The following is a 16,352-nucleotide window of genomic DNA, read 5'->3' as shown; positions in this document are numbered from 1 at the left end:
GTGATGCGTTCGACCCAAGCCACTGCAAAGACGGCCTGGTTGTGGCCATTCTTATGGGGCACGCTGTTGGCTATCTGTATCGTGGGAATACCGCACGCCCAAGGTATCTTTCAATGGATAGAGCCGGATGTTCGGCAGGTTATCTATCAACGTACACCTTTTTATGTGTTGCTTGAGCGCCATGTACTGGTCGTTGGAGTTGCCGCGGTTGTTACCATAAGCCTGGGTGTTGGCGCAGGGATTGCGGTAACGCGTCGAAAAGGGCAGGATTTTTTGCCGTTAGTGTCGCAACTTGCATCACTTGGACAAACGTTTCCCCCCGTGGCGGTATTGGCATTGGCCGTGCCGGTACTGGGTTTTGGCACCTTGCCCATTATTGTAGCGTTGATGCTTTATGGCCTGCTGCCGATTGTACGCAATACCCTGGCAGGGCTTCAGGATGTTGATAAGGATATTAAAACCGCAGCCCGTGCAGTGGGGCTAACACCCCTCCAGGTGCTTTACCAGGTAGAGCTGCCTTTGGCTGCGCCCGTCATATTGGCGGGTATTCGTACCTCGGTGACTATCAATATTGCGACCGCTGCACTCGGTGCCACGGTGGGCGCCAGTAACCTGGGGGACCCGATCATTGCCGGCATTATTAATAACAATATGGCTTACGTCCTTCAGGGGGCCTTGGTGATTGCGCTTTTGGCGCTTACGGTTGATAGCGTATTTGATGCACTTCAAACCAGGCTGCGCTTACGACTCTCTTCTTCCTAACGCCTTGCTTCTAGGGTCTGTCTGAAAAGTCGACGAGCCAAGACAAGACAAGGCAAAAATTGGCGAAAAAACGGAGTTTACATGTGTAAATGAGTATTTTGAGCCAATTTTTAACGCCGTATTGTCGAGCGCAGACACTTTTCAGACAGAGCCTAAACCGCCATCTCCTTGAACCGTTCCAGATTATCTTGTCGTCGTTGGTCTCTTCGTCTTAAGTGGTATGCCTAAAGTCCTTGTGCTGCGTTACTGTCGTAGTCGTTGCGTTGACTGAAACCAGATAAATCCACTGGCATAAACAGTCATCTCCGACAATACTGCCTTCAAAAGAGGCATAACAAGGACAATAATGATGATTCGCTACGTACACCAGCCGACGTTTCTGACGGGCGATGAGCTTTCCATCTCCACCTTCAGCTTGCTCGACCCTGAAGGCGAACTTTATAGCGGTGCCGAAGCGCCTGCGCTAGAGCGTGAACACGCACGCAGGCTCTACCAGGCCATGCTATCCACTCGTATTCTTGACGAACGTATGATGGCCGCACAGCGCCAGGGGCGGCTTAGCTTCTACATGCAGTGCGTAGGAGAAGAAGCGGCGGTGGTGGGCGCCACCGCCGCCCTGGACGATGCGGATATGATCATGGCGCAATACCGTGAGCAGGGTGCGCTGATGTATCGCGGTTTTTCTATTGATGAGTTTATGAACCAGCTATTCGGCAATGAGCTGGATTATGGCAAGGGCCGCCAAATGCCGGTTCACTACGGTTCACGTAAACTTCACTACATGACGATTTCGTCACCCTTGGCGACCCAAATCCCCCAGGCAACCGGCTATGCCTATGGTCAAAAACTCGCAGGCGATGGGCAATGTACGTTGACCTTTTTTGGCGAAGGCGCAGCGTCAGAGGGCGACTTTCATGCGGCGCTTAATATGGCCTCTGTCCATAAAGTGCCTGTCATCTTTTTCTGCCGTAATAATGGTTATGCCATTTCCACTCCCGCCGTTGAGCAGTTTGCCGCGGATGGCATTGCACCGCGCGCGTTTGGTTATCACATGCATGCTATTCGTGTAGATGGCAACGATGTACTTGCCGTATACGAAGCCACTCGGCAAGCGCGCAAGCTGGCGGTTGAGCATAATCACCCGGTGCTGATTGAGGCGATGACGTATCGCCTTGCCGCCCACTCATCCTCTGATGATCCTTCTGGCTATCGCTTAAAAAGCGAAGAAGAGACATGGCGCCTCAAGGACCCCGTGCTGCGAATGCAAAAATGGATGTTGAAAAAAGGTTGGTGGAGCGAAGAGGAGGAAGCCCAGCAGCAGGAATCACTGCGCCGTGATGTGCTTGAAACCATGAAGCGTGCTGAAAAGCGGCCTCCACCCTCATTGGATAGCCTGGTAAGTGATGTTTATGCCGATGTAACCCCAGCGCTTCAACGTCAATTCGACCAACTTAAAAGCCATATTCGTCGCTACCCTGAGGCATACCCCCAAGGCGCTCGGTCGTTAGACTTGACCGTGCAGACGCCCACTGACTCTAAAGGGGAGGCGTAACATGCCCACGATGAATATGTTGCAGGCCATTAACAATGCGCTGGATATTGCCATGGCGGAGGATGAAAAGGTCATTTGCTTTGGCGAGGACGTCGGCATTTTCGGTGGTGTGTTTCGCGCCACCAGCCATCTACAGGAAAAATACGGTAAAGCGCGGTGTTTTAATACGCCCCTGGTAGAGCAAGGCATTATTGGCTTTGCCAACGGTTTGGCAGCACAGGGTTCGGTGCCTGTCGCCGAAATCCAGTTTGCCGACTATATCTTTCCCGCGTTTGACCAGATTGTTAACGAAACGGCCAAGTATCGTTATCGTTCAGGCGACTTGTTTAACGTCGGCGGACTAACGATCCGTACCCCGTACGGTGGGGGGATATCCGGTGGGCTTTATCACTCTCAGTCTCCGGAAGCCTACTTTACCCATACGCCTGGGATAAAAGTGGTGGTGCCGCGTAATCCCTACCAGGCAAAAGGCCTGTTGCTGGCTTCCATCCGCGATCCAGATCCGGTGCTTTTTTTAGAACCCAAGCGTCTTTACCGTGCTTCAGTGGGCGAGGTGCCGGAAGAGGATTATCAGTTGCAGATAGGTGAAGCAGACATCATCAAAGAGGGTAGCGATATTACCCTGGTAGGATGGGGCGCTCAGATGGAGGTAATTGAAAAAGCAGTAGAGCTTGCTGAAGCGCAAGGCATTGCCTGCGAAGTGATCGACCTGCGCTCCCTGCTTCCCTGGGATGCCGATACCGTTGCTGAGTCTGTACTAAAAACAGGTCGGCTCGTCGTCAGCCATGAAGCACCGCTAACCGGAGGTTTTGCCGGCGAAATAGCAGCGACCATTCAAGAGCGTTGTTTTCTCTATCTCGAATCGCCGATAAAGCGGGTGACCGGGCTGGATACTCCTTTCCCCTTGGTACTGGAAAAAGAGTATTTTCCCGATCATTTGAAGATTTTTGAAGCGATTCGTGAAAGCGTTAATTTCTAGCGCCCAAGGAGAAGAGCAATGAGCGATTTTAAATTGCCAGATATTGGCGAAGGCATCGTTGAGTGTGAAGTCGTGGAGTGGCGGGTTGCGGAAGGTGATCATATCGAGGAAGACCAGCCCATCGTTGAGGTAATGACCGACAAAGCGCTGGTGGAAATCACTGCCCCTGAAGCGGGTGTGGTAACACGGCTTTATGTGCCACAAGGGCAAATTGCCAAAGTGCATGCTCCACTCTACGCCTACCAGGGCTTGGATGAGAACGAAGGAGAAGGAGGCCGCTCTTCTGTTTCGCATCATGCATCGTCAATAAGCAAGCTGCCGGATGACGCTGTTGAGTTACCCGTCGCTACGCCGCCCAGTAACCCAACTGCACAGGGAGCTTATGGCAAAGTGCCCGCGAGCCCCGCGGTAAGGCGGCTAGTACGAGAGCATGGGTTAACAATTACCGAGGTGGCTGGTAGTGGCAAAGAGGGTCGAGTGCTTAAGGAAGACGTGCTGGCGCATATTCACCACAACGAGGTAGAGCCATCGATAGCCAAGCCAGCGCCTACTATCAACGAGGCGCACAACCCAGAGCAGGACGCGCCACGTATAGAGCCCTTACGCGGCGTGCGTGCCGTGATGGCAAAACGCATGGTTGCCTCTGCAACGACTATTCCGCATTTTCACTATGGCGAAGAGCTTGATGTTACTGAGCTATTGGCGCTACGCGAGCGGCTGAAGCCTCAGGCAGATGCTCAAGGGCAGCGCCTTACGCTGATGCCCTTTTTTATGAAGGCGTTAGCACTCGCCTTGGCCGAAACGCCGATACTTAATGCGCAACTCAATGAAGCCGGTGACGAGCTTCACTACTATCCTCAGTGCAATATTGGTATGGCGGTAGATAGCAAAACCGGATTATTAGTGCCCAATGTTAAAGGCGTTGAGCGTTTGACGTTGCTTGGTATCGCTCGTGAAGTGGGCCGCTTGACCGTTGCTGCACGTGAAGGCCGTGTCGACCAGGCTGACCTAAAGGGAGGGACGATCAGTATTTCCAATATCGGTGCCCTAGGGGGGACTTATGCTACGCCTATTATTAATGCCCCTGAAGCGGCTATTGTTGCGATAGGCAAAACGCAGTGGCTGCCGCGTTTTGATGAGCAAGGCGCCGTTCAGCGCCGCGCCATTATGACAATTACCTGGGCAGGAGATCATCGGTTCATTGATGGCGGCACCATTGCGCGCTTTTGTAATACATGGAAAGGCTTTTTGGAAGCGCCTGAAACCATGCTGCTTTATTTGGGATAAACGCACGCTTAGGACACAAGATGCCGCAGGCGCCGCTACAGCAATTTTATATACCTGAAGAGCAGTCGGTCTATCTGCTGAGCCATAATGATGCGCAAAAGCTTAAAGACTGGGTAGCGCTCTGCCAGGCCCAGCTTAGTCAGCTTGGGTATCAAGGAATTGAGCTGATTGGCAAAGGCGCCTACGGTTTTGTGTTTTCTGGCAGCGTGCCCAGTGGCGATACGCTGGCGCACTACGTGTTTAAATTTTCTCGCATTACGCTGCCTACACACTTACAGGAACGTCTCGAAGAAGAGGCGTTTATGCTGGATCAAGTGTCCCATGCTCGCATTCCCAAGTTAATCACCTACCAGCGCGCAAGAGGTCAGTCGATTTTAGTCATGGAGCGCGCACCCGGTTGGAATCTGGAGCAGATATCCCTCAAAAGAGGACGTTTGTCACCACGCTTGATTATGCGTATAGCGCGTCAACTTGTTGATATTTTAATCGCGCTTCGCCGCGACGCTGGGCCCCATGGCCGGCCAGTGGTACATGGCGATATCAAACCCTCCAACCTGGTCTTCGACCCTGACACGGAGTCTATTGCACTGATTGATTGGGGATCGTCTGTTTTTGCTCAATTGGATGCTCAACTACAGTTCGTTGGGGCGAATGTGATGGAGCTGATGTCCGATAACCTGCAGCAAACCAATGCACGTTTGGGTGACGTCTATTTTATTGGTGAAGAGCAGCTAAACGGTGCGCTCTCTTCGCCACGTTTTGATGAACAGGGCGTGGCGGGCACGTTGTATGCGCTGGCATCAGCACAGTCGTGCCGGTTTGGCCATCGCGCTATTCCCGCAAGCTCCCTGGGGTTGCCTATGGAATTTGCCCGTACATTGGATGGTATGCTGGACCCCGACCCGCAGGTTCGCCTTACCGCCGGCAGTTACTTTATCGACACAATGACGCGCATGGCAAACGTGGTAATGCTTGATTTTCCCCCCAGCCCCGAGGCGCCTCTTGTGCCCGTATGGGTTCGCCCTGTGCAGCAGGAAATTGATACCGTGGTGTATAGCTCTCGCAAGGCGTTTCTGCGAGAAGCCAGCGTTGAGGAAACGCTCAACGAGGTTAACGATGTACAGCTGGACCGTTACTATAAGCAGTTTATGCAGGGGATGGGGGAGACAGAAAAAGCGTTTTTAGCCTCGGTAAGTCGGCTGGGTAAATATCCGGTAGTAGGAGGGCTGGCCGTACGTTGGGAGCGCGAAGGGGTATATATTGATTCTTCCCTCAACTTGCATGACCCTGACGTGAAGCCCGCCTTTATTGAAGCTGTTAATAATACGGTTCACTTGGCGCGTGCCATTCATCGCCAAGGTGTTTTCAAAAGCTGCTTATTTAATGCGCGCCAAACGCTGCATATAGAGCGGGAAACGGAGCGTGAGCCGTTTTACTGCCAGCCTGATATGGCGATTAACTACGAAATGAGCGCGGTGCCAGAGCTGGAGGATCGGAGCCGCCAGCATAGTTATTTTGAAGATGGGCCCGATCCGGAAGAGCTGTTGATATTGCCCGCCGAGATTATGACGATCCTGCAGCAACTTAACGATATTCATCATACCGGAATGATTATTTTCGAGGCGCTCCCTCAGCATCTTAAAATACACAGTTATTACCGACTGCTTGACCCCGCAAGGGAGCGCGAGTTTCAAACATTGCTTACCCATATTTTAAGCGCGGTTAACCAGATCCAGGGGTTGGGCGTTTCTGGTTTTATGAAGATGCCCTATAAAGACACCCGCTTTTTTACCCATCTGGAGCGGCAGCCCGAGCGCTACTACCCACAAAATCCACGAGAACACGTTAAAAACATAAAAGCCTGCTGATCTCTTACGGATAGACATCAGCAGGCATAAAGTGGCGTCAGACAGTGGTCTAAAAAGAAGACCTGTTGGCTTGCAGCCATGTGATCAGCTGTTCAACCAGTGTGTCGCTTGCGCGGCCAAAGGCGTCGACCACTGAAGATATATCAACATCGGTTGCCTGGCTGGTCGTGGTAAACGTGCGGTAAGCAATAGGCATTCGGTCATGGGTGTTTACAAGCTGGACATCGAGCTGAATAACGGCATTAGGGCGCCCATTTTCATACTCACTTTGAAAACTACGCAGTGAGCTAAGTAGCTGCAGCTGAGAGGGCAGTTGATCGGTCCCGACATTGCCAAAGAGCTGACTTTGCTGCAAACCTTCTATTAACCGTGATTGAACGAGAGCGGGGGTATCTTCATACCAGCGAGCGCCTTCATACACATTAACGATATTTTTTTCCGGATAGACCACTATGCGATTACCGCTCAGCAGATATCCGGCTTCTGGCGTAGCAATGCCCAATGTTTCAGTCGCCGCATTGGAGGGCATGTTTATGTCAGGCACGTTAGTGGAGGGTAGGCGATAAAGCGTCGCCGGGTCGTTTTTAGGGACGATGGAGCACCCAGCGCTCAACAAGAGTACGGATACAGTGAGTACGGCAAAAACAGGGCGTAAGTTCATGGGCTAAATTCCTTTATCTGGTCCCGGCCCAACAAGAATTCAATTGGATTTTCATCCAGCTCACGGGCGATACGATCCAATGAGTTAAGCGTTGAACGCAATGAAGAAAGCGCAGGACCAATATCGCGAGTGCCTTGCAACGTACTATCAACTGCGCCAGCATTTTGCTCTATTAGCTGCTCCATCCGCTGCGCTGCGCGGGCGATATCCTGGCTGGCATTGGCAGCATTTTGCATAACGTTTTGTCCATCTTGTTCGAGCAGCTGGGTAACTTGCTCGCTCAGTACATTAATACTGGCCATCGTGGTGGTCGCTTGGCGTGATGCAGTGCCTAATAGGGCTAAGTTTTCTTCAAATGCTTCACGCTGTGACGCTATCATTTCGGTAATTTGTTCTATATTCGTCAGTACGTTACTTGCATTCTGACGATTACTATCATCGAAGAGGTTATTCACATTGGCCAAAATTGAGTTAATGTTATCAACCACTTCTTTACCCTCTTCTAAAAAAGTGGAGAGCGGGGAGGGGTCTGCATGAATAACAGGTATTTCATCACCCGCATGGTCAATTAATGCAGGACTATCCGGTGTTCCACCGTAGAGCTGTATCGACATGCTGCCAGTAATACTCGCAAACGCTAGCTGCGCGTGGGTATCTTCTTTGACGGGGGTATCTTTTTCGACACGAATTTTGGCAATAACCTGACGAGGATCTGCAGGGTTGAGATTCAGCGTTGTTACATCGCCTACTCTGATGCCGTTATATTGCACTGCACTTCCTACTGTCAGCCCGCTAACGCTGCGTTCAAACAAGACACGGTACGTTTGATAGTCGCGCTGACCCGCTGCATGGCTGATCCAGAGCGTAAATAGCAGAGCCGCTGCCGCCGTTATTACTGTAAATAAACCAATTAGAACGTGATGAGCGCGTGTTTCCATGTGCTACTCACTCCTTAGCTGACGATCATTTGAGTGGGCGGTCTTGTTGGCGGCTCTGCCACGAGGCCCGTTAAAGTAGTTCTGGACCCATTCATCATCCGTCCGGGCAACATTTTGAATGGTATCCGTTACTAAAACACGTTTCTGAGAAAGTACGGCCACTCTATCGCAAGCGGCATAAAGTGTATCCAAGTCGTGTGTTACCAGGAAAACGCTAAAGCCGAGCGCATTACGCAACGTGACCAGCAATTGGTCAAACGCAGCGGCGCCAATAGGGTCCAAGCCTGCAGTAGGTTCATCAAGAAACAGAATGTCAGGGTCTAACGCTAGTGCGCGAGCCAAGGCGGCACGCTTAATCATGCCCCCAGAGAGCGACTCTGGATACTGCAATGCAGCTTCGGGCTCAAGCCCCACCAGCGAGAGTTTTACCCGCGCCAGATATTCCGCATCTTCTCGTGGTAATTTGGCATGCTCAATAATGGGTAGCGCCACATTCTCTTGTAAGCTAAGCGAGCTAAACAGGGCGCCTTGTTGAAAAAGCACGCCAAAGCGTCGCTCAACTTGGCTGCGCTCCTTGCTGCTTAGCTGGTTAAGATCATTACCCAACACATTAATTTTGCCTGCATTGGGGCGTTTTAACCCCACGATACTGCGCAAAAGAACAGATTTCCCCGTACCTGATCCGCCCACGATTCCGAGAATCTCACCGTCGAGTAGATCAAGGTCCAGCGATTCATGAACGATGTGGTTACCAAAGCGGTTTTCTAGGCCGCGAACTTCAATCACCGGTCGTCCAGACGAGTGGCTGGGTGATTGGTTTGAGGAGTCAGTAGATTCGCTCACCAGCCCATCTCCATAAAGAACAGAGCGGCAAGTGCATCAATCAAAATAACCATGAAAATGCATTGCACGACACTGGATGTGGTATGAGAACCTACTGATTGTGCACTACCACTAACCTTGAAGCCTTCCAGACAGCCAATGACGGCAATAACAAAGGCGAATATGGGGGCCTTGCTCATCCCTACCAGGAAATTATTCAACGCAACATCTTTTTGCAGTATGTAAAGAAATTGCCCCGTTGATATATCCAAAGAGAGCACAGCGACAAGCGCGCCTCCCATTAAGCCACACATCATTCCTATAAAGGTAAGTAGAGGCAGACTAACGAGAAGCGCTATGATCCGGGGCAGCACTAATAACTCAATAGGGTCTAGCCCCTGCGTCTGTAGTGCGTCAATTTCTTCATTGGATTTCATCGACCCCAACTGAGCCGTAAATGCACTGGCAGTTCGGCCTGCCAATAAAATTGCTGCCAACAAAACGCCAAATTCACGTAGAAATGAAAATGCCACCAGGTCAATGGTGTAAACAGTCGCGCCAAATTGTTCGAGAACAGTGGCGCCCAGAAACGCAACGACCGCACCCACCATGAAGGTTAACAAAGCAACAATGGGAACGGCATTAAGGCCGCTTTGCTGTATTTGGGCGACGGTGGCCGTTATTCGCCAACGTTTTGGTTTAAAAGCGACCTGTACCAGTGTTGCGATGACGAGCCCGATGAAGGCCAGCAACTGGCGTTGCTGCGACCATAACCCCGCCATGTGCTCCCCGATACTTGCCAGCGCATCCGTGAGACGGTTGGAACTATGCTGCACTGCTTCGATTGGGGCATCCATCGCTTCAGCGATACGCTTTAAAAGCGCTTGTTGTTCCAGAGGGAGCTCGCCTGCCCAATCGCTTATTGCGCGAGACTTTTCAATACCGATCATGCCAACAATGACAGCGGCTCCTGCGGTATCCAGTCGCTCAATACCGGTAAGGGATATATCGTTTGGTTGGGAATAGTTTTGAGCCGCATTTTTTAGCTGCTTGTAATTAGAAAGCGTCCATTCGCCCTGTAATACTAATTTTTCGTCCCGCTTTATAATCCACTCACTTGGCATTTTTGCTCCTAAACGCCGTTGGCTCGCTAAAATATTCACATTACTTTAATCGAACCATCTAGAGAAGCCCTCTCAAAACAACGTATTACTTACTCCTTCGTAATTATACTGTAGCTGATTAATCGCCGTTTAGAGTAGCCAGTTATACGCATGTTATCCATCTTATCTACGAAAACTCTCGCCAAGCTGCATAAGTGCTCAAAAAAACCCGACCTGTTAGAGCGTCCAGAAAGGCGCTCTTTTTAAGCTTGTCCATGACAGGACCTTTCACTTCCGATAAATGAAGTTTGACGTTGGAATCTTTGAGTCGCGCATTGATGGCATCAAGGCTTTCCAGCGCAGAGGCATCAATTAGGTTAACCGCTGAACAAATCAGTACCACATGCTCAAGTTCAGGATGACTGGCCACCAGATTATAAACAGTATCTTCCAGGTAGCGAGCATTGGCAAAGTAGAGGCTTTCATCGATACGTAGCAGTGCCACATGGCTAATGGTTTCTACATTATGGCGGTGGGTATTACGAAAATGTTCGGTATCCGGTACCCGGCCAACCAGTGCACTGTGTGGGCGACTGGTACGGTAAAGAAATAGCGCTATCGATAATGCAACACCGCTCATAATACCGGCTTCAACTCCCTCGACCAGCGTCAATAAAATGGTCACGGCCATTGCGGCAAAATCGCTGCGCGAATAACACCAGGTTTGACGCAGCATGGAAATATCTACCAGCGTTAAAATAGCCACCGTAATGGTGGCGGCCAGGGTGGCAATCGGCAGGTAATAAAGCCAGTCGGTAAATGATAAGGTGATAAGTGCAATGCCCAGAGCCGCAAACGCCCCGGCCGCTGGGGTTTGGGCTCCGGCGTCATAGTTGATCACCGTCCTTGAAAGCCCCCCCGTTACCGGCATTCCGCTGGTAACACCCGCTGCCAGATTGGCGGCTCCCAAGCCGATCAGTTCCTGGTTCGGTGAGATGCGCTGGCGCCGTTTTGCCGCCAGCATTTGGCCCATGGACACGGACTCGACAAAACCTACCAGGCTAATCAGCAGCGCCGGAATTAACAATGCTCGCCATAAAGAGGCGTCCTCCCACGGAAAGCTAAGCGCTGGCAAGCCGCTTGGAATAGCGCCTACGACCTTAACGCCTGCCTCTGTGAGTTGCCAATGCCAGGTAATAAACGTAGTTGTAACGACGGCAAAAACAGGCCCCGCCTTGGTGATTAAGTCAGCAAGCGCGGCAGGAAGGCCCAGTGCGCTAAGCGTTTGCTTCCCATAGCGACGCATGGCAATAAGAAATACCAACGTGCCTGCGCCAATCGCAAATGTGTAGGGGTTAAATTGAGGCAGGTTGGGGAGTAGCGTCATCACACGCTCAGTTAGCGTGAAGCCGCTACTGGAGACGCCTAAGAGACTCCCTAACTGGCTTGCTGCAATGAGTATTCCGGAGGCGGTTAAAAAGCCAGAAATGACCGGATGACTTAAAAAATTACTTAAAAAGCCCATCCGTAGCGCGCCCATCGCGACTAATATAGCGCCAGAAAGTAATGAAAGTACCAAGGCTGCCTGTAAGTAGGCATCAGTGCCTGGCTGCGCTACGGAAGCGAGCGCTGCGCCAGTCATCAGCGCGATAATGGCAACGGGGCCCACGGCGAGCGTACGGCTTGTCCCCATTAGGGTGTATAGAAGCTGCGGCAGGATACTGGCATATAATCCGACAACGGCTGGCAGTCCAGCTAGTAATGCATAAGCAAGCGATTGCGGAATGACCATGATGGTCACAATGATCCCAGCAAGCACATCAGCACCCAGCAGGCGTCTATGATAGTGCGGCAGCCAAGTGAGAATAGGTAAATAACGCTTAAACATGGGCTCCGGGCCATCAGGCATCAATGGTTTTTAAGAACCGTTGGTTCTTTTATTAATCCTTATATTAACGCGTTATGCCAGTAATTACGGCTCGGCTTCTTAAATAAGCCACCTCTCTTCCCCCAAAGTGTTACTTATTTCATCAGCATAACCCGTTAAGCTCGTTAAGAAAATTGGGCGCCTCTTGGCGTTTTGCTTACCGCTGTCCACAAAAACGCCGACAAACGCAGCTCGATAACCTTAATTACAAAAGAGTCCCACTATGCGTCTACTTCGTGTGCTGACACCATTGATATTGCTCGGATTATCGGTTTGGTTGGTTGCCCAAGCGGGTACCTTTAAATACCTGGCACTTATTTGCGCCGCGTTAGCGGGGGCGGGGCTGGTTGCTAATGCGCTGCTCAGTGTTTTTATGGCCGACCAGCAGCGTCTTGCCCAGCCTGTTCGTGGGCCAAAACCGCTCAAGGATTACGCGTCGCTTCGTGCGATGGCGTATCGCTTAATGAAACGGGCAAGCAAAACGGCCATTGCTTCGGCAGAGGTCTCTCACTATGCCGATCTTATGGACCAACGTCTTATCAGGCAGGAGGCGATGGCGCATGAAGCATCCTCAAGCATGAACGAAATCAATACCGCTATTTTGCAAGTAAGTACGAGCGCGACTCACGTGGCCACATTGGCAGAAAAGGCGCGCGATGCCAGCCATCAGAATCATGACGAGCTGACGGATATTGTCAGCGATATGAGCCATGTGGCCGAGCGCTCAGATCAGGCGTTAGAAATGTTGACTGCGCTTAATGACAAAATAGAGAGGGTGCGCAATGTCACCGAAATGATTGAAGGCATTGCCGAGCAAACCCATTTGTTATCACTTAATGCGTCGATTGAAGCGGCCCGGGCGGGTGAGCATGGCAGTGGGTTTGCCGTGGTGGCCGAAGAGGTACGGAGCTTGGCGCTTAAGACCTCAACCGCGACGCAGAACGTAGAAACGCTGGTTAAGGATATGCATCAAAGCGGCCAGGGAGTTGTCTCTACGATGGGCGCGATAATGGTGCGTATTCGAGAGCGCTCCGAAGGGCTGCAACAGGTAGGCAAGCGTCTGGCCACCATTACCCAAGAGTTTGATCAGGTTCAGCATGAGACCACAAGCGTCGCCACCGCCATGGAGAGCACCAAAACCCATAGTCAGACCGTTGCCGAGAGTCTACGTCAATTAGAGAGAGACGTAGATGAAGGTAATCACAATATGCATGATTTGGCTGCGCAGGCGCGTTCGTTAATGGAAGCGGCTGAAGGGGTGGATGGTGAGCTGGCTCAGCAGCGCCTTCAGGGACGGCATCAACAGGTGTTTAAAGCGGCTCGCCAAACGGCTGACCGCATTGGCAAGCTATTGGAAAAGGCCATTTCCCGCGGAGAACTCGTAGAATCAGCCCTTTTTCAGCCAGATTATCAGGCACTTCCGGACACTCGGCCAACGCTCTATCGCACAGGGTTCGACAACTTTACCGATCAATATTTACCAAGCGTGCAAGAGCCTCTGCTGACGGAATATAGCTTGAACTATGCGATTGCCTGTAATCGTGATGGCTATGTGCCTACTCACAATGAGGCGGTTAGCCGACAGCCCACGGGCGATATGGAGCATGATTTAAAGTACTGCCGCAGCAAGCGTATTTTTGATGACGCGACGGGAAGTCGGTGTGGTGCTCATCAACACCCATTATTGCTTCAAACCTATAAACGCGATACGGGCGAGATCATGCATGACCTATCGGTACCGATTTTTATCCATGGCAAACACTGGGGTGGTTTCCGGGTAGGCTATCAGCCAGAGGGGGTAGAAGAGGCGAGCTCTGCCCTGACATTATCGCATTCAGGGCAAGAAGCGTTAGCGGATAGCGGTCTAGTGCGGGCGTGATTGCCAGGATGACCAGGAATAGAGCGCAAGCCCAAACCAGATCATAATAAAAGTGGCGAGCTGTATGGTACCCAGCGGTTCACCAAAAATGGTTAAGGCGATCAAAAACTGAATTGTAGGGTTGATGTACATCAAAAAGCCCAACGTCGAGAGCCGTAAGCGTCGAGCCGCACCCGCGAAAGCCATCAGCGGTAAAGCGGTTATTACGCCGCTTACCGCCAGTAAAACACTCGTTGGTACATCAATCATGAAGTGTGAATTACCCTGCCAGCTAAGCCATGTCAGGGCGAGCAGAGCCAGCGGGAACAGCAGGAGGGTTTCTACAAACAGTCCCGATAAACCGTCTAGCGGCACCTGCTTTCGAAAAAGCCCGTAGCTACCAAAGCTGAGTGCTAGCATCAGGCTGATCCAGGGCAATTCACCCAGCAGTGCAAATTGGATGGCAATGGCCAAGCCTGCAAGGCCTAACGCCACTAACTGAAGACGTGCCATCACTTCACGCAGCACCAGCACGCCCAGTGCCACGTTAACGAGTGGTGTTAAAAAATAGCCAAGGCTTGCTTGCAATACCTGATTGCTTTCCACCGCGTAAATATAAAGCCCCCAATTGAAGCCGATTAACACAGCGCAAATCAGTACACGGCCTAAACGGCGAGGCTGGCTCAACGCCGTTATCACGGGGGACCAACGGCTTAACATCGTGATGAGTACCACAAGAAAAACACACGACCACACTATGCGGTGGATAAGAATTTCAAACGCTGGAATACCGTCAAACAGCGCGAAAAAAAGCGGGAAACACCCCCACATTATATAGGCTGCTAACCCAAATGTGACGCCTTTGATGGCCTGTGGATCACGCGCTGGAGGGGAATGCATAGCAGCCTCATTATTTAAAAATGCTAATCTACCACATAATTGCGAAAACATACTGGCAAAGGAGACGTGACATGAGTCAGCTAAGAACGAGCCTGGTACAGTGCGATTTGCGCTGGGAAGACCCACAGGCCAACCATGATCATTTAGTCCGTTTGCTGGGCGATCTGGACAGCCGTGACACCGATCTCATCGTATTACCCGAGATGTTTGCAACGGGTTTTACCATGAACTCGCGCGAAATGGCCCAGCCCATGGCGCAAAGTCAAAGCGTCGCCTGGCTGCAAGCGCAAGCTAAAGCGCGTAACTGTGTCATAACCGGGAGTGTGGCCATCGTTGATGACGGCCAGTATTACAACCGTATGATATGGGCCACGCCCGAGGGTGATATCCGCCATTACGATAAACGCCACTTGTTTCGTATGGCGGGCGAGCATGAACGCTATGGTATGGGCAGCCAGCGTGAAATAGTCGAGCTCAAGGGGTTTAAGCTACTGTTAAGCGTTTGCTACGACCTGCGTTTTCCTGTTTGGTTGCGTCAACAGCCAGCAGCGCAAGAGCACTTCGAGTATGATGCGCTACTGTGTGTTGCCAACTGGCCAGCACCGCGTCGGCAGCCTTGGCGAACGCTGCTCCAGGCTCGGGCGGTGGAAAACCTTGCGTATGTCGTGGGGGTTAACCGCGTTGGTGAAGATGCCAAGGGCCTTGCTTACAGCGGCGACTCCATGCTGGTCGATTTCAAGGGCGAACCGCTCATCGACCACTCTGAAAATACGCCGTTTATTGAAACGGGGACGCTTGATAAAACGGAGTTAAATGCTTTTCGTGAAAAATTTCCTGCCTGGCAAGATGCCGACCATTTTTCGTTACTGCCAGGAGTGGGCCAATAATGCGCCTTGATCGATTTTTAAGTGAAACCACACCGCTAACGCGTAGTTTGGCAAAACGAGCGCTTAAAAATGGCGAAGTAACGCTTAATGGTGAGCCTATTAAGCAGTCGGCCACCCAGATTGATACCGAGCAGGATGAGGTGAAATTCAACGGCGAAACGCTTTCGCTGGTCGGGCTTCGCTATGTAATCATGCACAAGCCAACGGATGTTGAGTGCACTGCCAGGCGCGGGCTGTATCCACGGGTAATTGATTTGATTGATTTGCCCAAAGTAGAGCGTCTTCAACCAGTAGGGCGGCTGGATGTTGATACCACTGGCCTTTTACTGATGACTGATGATGGCCAGTGGTCTCATCGTGTTACCTCACCGCGTCATCGTTGCGCCAAGGTCTATATCGCCGACTTGGCTGAGCCTATGGAAGGCAACGATGCGGAGTGGGCAATCAATCAGGTAGCCCAGGGCATTCTGCTGGATGATGAAGAGACACCAACGCAGCCTGCGTTACTCCGGTTTATAACGCCTCTACAAGCGGAGCTTACCCTGACCGAAGGGCGCTATCACCAGGTTAAGCGTATGTTTGCCGCGCTGGGCAACCATGTTAATGCGCTGCACCGTCAATCTATCGGTGATGTTGTATTAACGGATGATTTGCGCCCCGGGGAGTGGCGCGAGTTAACGCAGGAAGAAATCGACAGCTTCTAAATTCAGCCGCTAAGCGCACTTGGCCAAACGGCAGTAGGTCAAGTGCGTATTCAATACTCAATTTATACCGTTATCTTGCTTCTTTAAACAACGCCTCTGCTTAC

At 51.4% G+C, this 16,352-nt stretch carries 14 protein-coding genes; 8 read left to right on the top strand and 6 right to left on the bottom strand.

Annotation, left to right across the window (positions count from 1 at the left end; translation table 11 throughout):
* Positions 1–3: 3 nt before the first annotated feature.
* From ACT3TJ_RS13660 to ACT3TJ_RS13640, 5 genes are all read left to right on the top strand, one after another.
* The gene (locus tag ACT3TJ_RS13660) at positions 4–762 is read left to right on the top strand and encodes an ABC transporter permease (protein ID WP_441679372.1); all 759 of its coding nucleotides are present in this window, start codon (positions 4–6) and stop codon (positions 760–762) included.
* A 349-nt stretch (positions 763–1,111) separates the two neighbouring features.
* Positions 1,112–2,314, top strand: a complete 1,203-nt coding sequence (locus tag ACT3TJ_RS13655; RefSeq protein ID WP_444622357.1) for a thiamine pyrophosphate-dependent dehydrogenase E1 component subunit alpha — start codon at positions 1,112–1,114, stop codon at positions 2,312–2,314.
* Between the two features lies 1 nt (position 2,315).
* Positions 2,316–3,293 carry an alpha-ketoacid dehydrogenase subunit beta gene (locus ACT3TJ_RS13650; RefSeq protein ID WP_087111445.1) on the top strand — a complete coding sequence of 326 codons (978 nt, stop codon included), beginning with the start codon at positions 2,316–2,318 and terminating at the stop codon, positions 3,291–3,293.
* A gap of 18 nt (positions 3,294–3,311) precedes the next feature.
* Positions 3,312–4,580 carry a 2-oxo acid dehydrogenase subunit E2 gene (locus ACT3TJ_RS13645; protein WP_441679359.1) on the top strand — a complete coding sequence of 423 codons (1,269 nt, stop codon included), beginning with the start codon at positions 3,312–3,314 and terminating at the stop codon, positions 4,578–4,580.
* Positions 4,581–4,600: 20 nt separating this feature from the next.
* The gene (locus ACT3TJ_RS13640) at positions 4,601–6,448 is read left to right on the top strand and encodes a protein kinase domain-containing protein (protein WP_441679360.1); all 1,848 of its coding nucleotides are present in this window, start codon (positions 4,601–4,603) and stop codon (positions 6,446–6,448) included.
* 49 nt (positions 6,449–6,497) lie between these two features.
* On the opposite strand, the gene ACT3TJ_RS13635 is transcribed toward ACT3TJ_RS13640, so the two are convergent.
* From ACT3TJ_RS13635 to ACT3TJ_RS13615, 5 genes are all read right to left on the bottom strand, one after another.
* Positions 6,498–7,109 (bottom strand): ABC-type transport auxiliary lipoprotein family protein, encoded by a 612-nt coding sequence (locus ACT3TJ_RS13635; RefSeq protein WP_193054603.1) that lies wholly within the window; start codon positions 7,107–7,109, stop codon positions 6,498–6,500.
* Complete coding sequence (locus tag ACT3TJ_RS13630; RefSeq protein ID WP_193057198.1) at positions 7,106–8,047, bottom strand: MlaD family protein; 942 nt, start codon at positions 8,045–8,047, stop codon at positions 7,106–7,108. The genes ACT3TJ_RS13635 and ACT3TJ_RS13630 overlap by 4 nt, the downstream gene beginning before the upstream one ends.
* Before the next feature lie 3 nt (positions 8,048–8,050).
* Complete coding sequence (locus tag ACT3TJ_RS13625) at positions 8,051–8,890, bottom strand: ABC transporter ATP-binding protein (protein ID WP_193057197.1); 840 nt, start codon at positions 8,888–8,890, stop codon at positions 8,051–8,053.
* Complete coding sequence (locus tag ACT3TJ_RS13620) at positions 8,887–9,993, bottom strand: MlaE family ABC transporter permease (RefSeq protein WP_193054601.1); 1,107 nt, start codon at positions 9,991–9,993, stop codon at positions 8,887–8,889. The genes ACT3TJ_RS13625 and ACT3TJ_RS13620 overlap by 4 nt, the downstream gene beginning before the upstream one ends.
* Before the next feature lie 166 nt (positions 9,994–10,159).
* Positions 10,160–11,860, bottom strand: a complete 1,701-nt coding sequence (locus tag ACT3TJ_RS13615) for a SulP family inorganic anion transporter (RefSeq protein ID WP_441679361.1) — start codon at positions 11,858–11,860, stop codon at positions 10,160–10,162.
* 262 nt (positions 11,861–12,122) lie between these two features.
* On the opposite strand from ACT3TJ_RS13615, the gene ACT3TJ_RS13610 reads away from it, so the two are divergent.
* A complete protein-coding gene (locus ACT3TJ_RS13610) occupies positions 12,123–13,778 on the top strand; it encodes a methyl-accepting chemotaxis protein (protein ID WP_441679362.1) in 1,656 nt (551 codons plus the stop codon).
* Here the strand turns inward: ACT3TJ_RS13610 and rarD are convergent.
* Positions 13,764–14,657: an EamA family transporter RarD gene (gene rarD / locus ACT3TJ_RS13605; protein ID WP_172118779.1), complete on the bottom strand. Its 894-nt coding sequence runs from the start codon at positions 14,655–14,657 to the stop codon at positions 13,764–13,766. The two genes, ACT3TJ_RS13610 and rarD, sit on opposite strands and share 15 nt — an antisense overlap.
* Positions 14,658–14,728: 71 nt before the next feature.
* Between rarD and ACT3TJ_RS13600 the strand changes: the two genes are divergently transcribed.
* Both ACT3TJ_RS13600 and ACT3TJ_RS13595 read left to right on the top strand, forming a co-directional pair.
* Entirely contained in the window at positions 14,729–15,544 is an 816-nt protein-coding gene (locus ACT3TJ_RS13600) for an amidohydrolase (RefSeq protein ID WP_172118778.1), read from the top strand.
* Positions 15,544–16,248, top strand: a complete 705-nt coding sequence (locus ACT3TJ_RS13595; protein WP_172118777.1) for a pseudouridine synthase — start codon at positions 15,544–15,546, stop codon at positions 16,246–16,248. Before ACT3TJ_RS13600 ends, ACT3TJ_RS13595 begins: the two co-directional genes overlap by 1 nt.
* Positions 16,249–16,352: the final 104 nt, after the last annotated feature.

It is taken from the genome of Halomonas sp. AOP30-A1-24, from assembly GCF_052378165.1.
Classification (GTDB): domain Bacteria; phylum Pseudomonadota; class Gammaproteobacteria; order Pseudomonadales; family Halomonadaceae; genus Vreelandella; species Vreelandella citrativorans.
Note: the sequence above shows the minus strand (reverse complement) of the source record. Positions and strands in the feature narration are given on the sequence as shown.

Bases quoted from the DNA above. Each gene is read 5' to 3' on its own strand.
- ACT3TJ_RS13660 (WP_441679372.1), top strand. From the start codon at position 4: ATGCGTTCGACCCAAGCCACTGCAAAGACGGCCTGGTTGTGGCCATTC.
- ACT3TJ_RS13655 (WP_444622357.1), top strand. From the start codon at position 1,112: ATGATTCGCTACGTACACCAGCCGACGTTTCTGACGGGCGATGAGCTT.
- ACT3TJ_RS13650 (WP_087111445.1), top strand. From the start codon at position 2,316: ATGCCCACGATGAATATGTTGCAGGCCATTAACAATGCGCTGGATATT.
- ACT3TJ_RS13645 (WP_441679359.1), top strand. From the start codon at position 3,312: ATGAGCGATTTTAAATTGCCAGATATTGGCGAAGGCATCGTTGAGTGT.
- ACT3TJ_RS13640 (WP_441679360.1), top strand. From the start codon at position 4,601: ATGCCGCAGGCGCCGCTACAGCAATTTTATATACCTGAAGAGCAGTCG.
- ACT3TJ_RS13635 (WP_193054603.1), bottom strand. From the start codon at position 7,109: ATGAACTTACGCCCTGTTTTTGCCGTACTCACTGTATCCGTACTCTTG.
- ACT3TJ_RS13630 (WP_193057198.1), bottom strand. From the start codon at position 8,047: ATGGAAACACGCGCTCATCACGTTCTAATTGGTTTATTTACAGTAATA.
- ACT3TJ_RS13620 (WP_193054601.1), bottom strand. From the start codon at position 9,993: ATGCCAAGTGAGTGGATTATAAAGCGGGACGAAAAATTAGTATTACAG.
- ACT3TJ_RS13615 (WP_441679361.1), bottom strand. From the start codon at position 11,860: ATGTTTAAGCGTTATTTACCTATTCTCACTTGGCTGCCGCACTATCAT.
- ACT3TJ_RS13610 (WP_441679362.1), top strand. From the start codon at position 12,123: ATGCGTCTACTTCGTGTGCTGACACCATTGATATTGCTCGGATTATCG.
- rarD (WP_172118779.1), bottom strand. From the start codon at position 14,657: ATGCATTCCCCTCCAGCGCGTGATCCACAGGCCATCAAAGGCGTCACA.
- ACT3TJ_RS13600 (WP_172118778.1), top strand. From the start codon at position 14,729: ATGAGTCAGCTAAGAACGAGCCTGGTACAGTGCGATTTGCGCTGGGAA.
- ACT3TJ_RS13595 (WP_172118777.1), top strand. From the start codon at position 15,544: ATGCGCCTTGATCGATTTTTAAGTGAAACCACACCGCTAACGCGTAGT.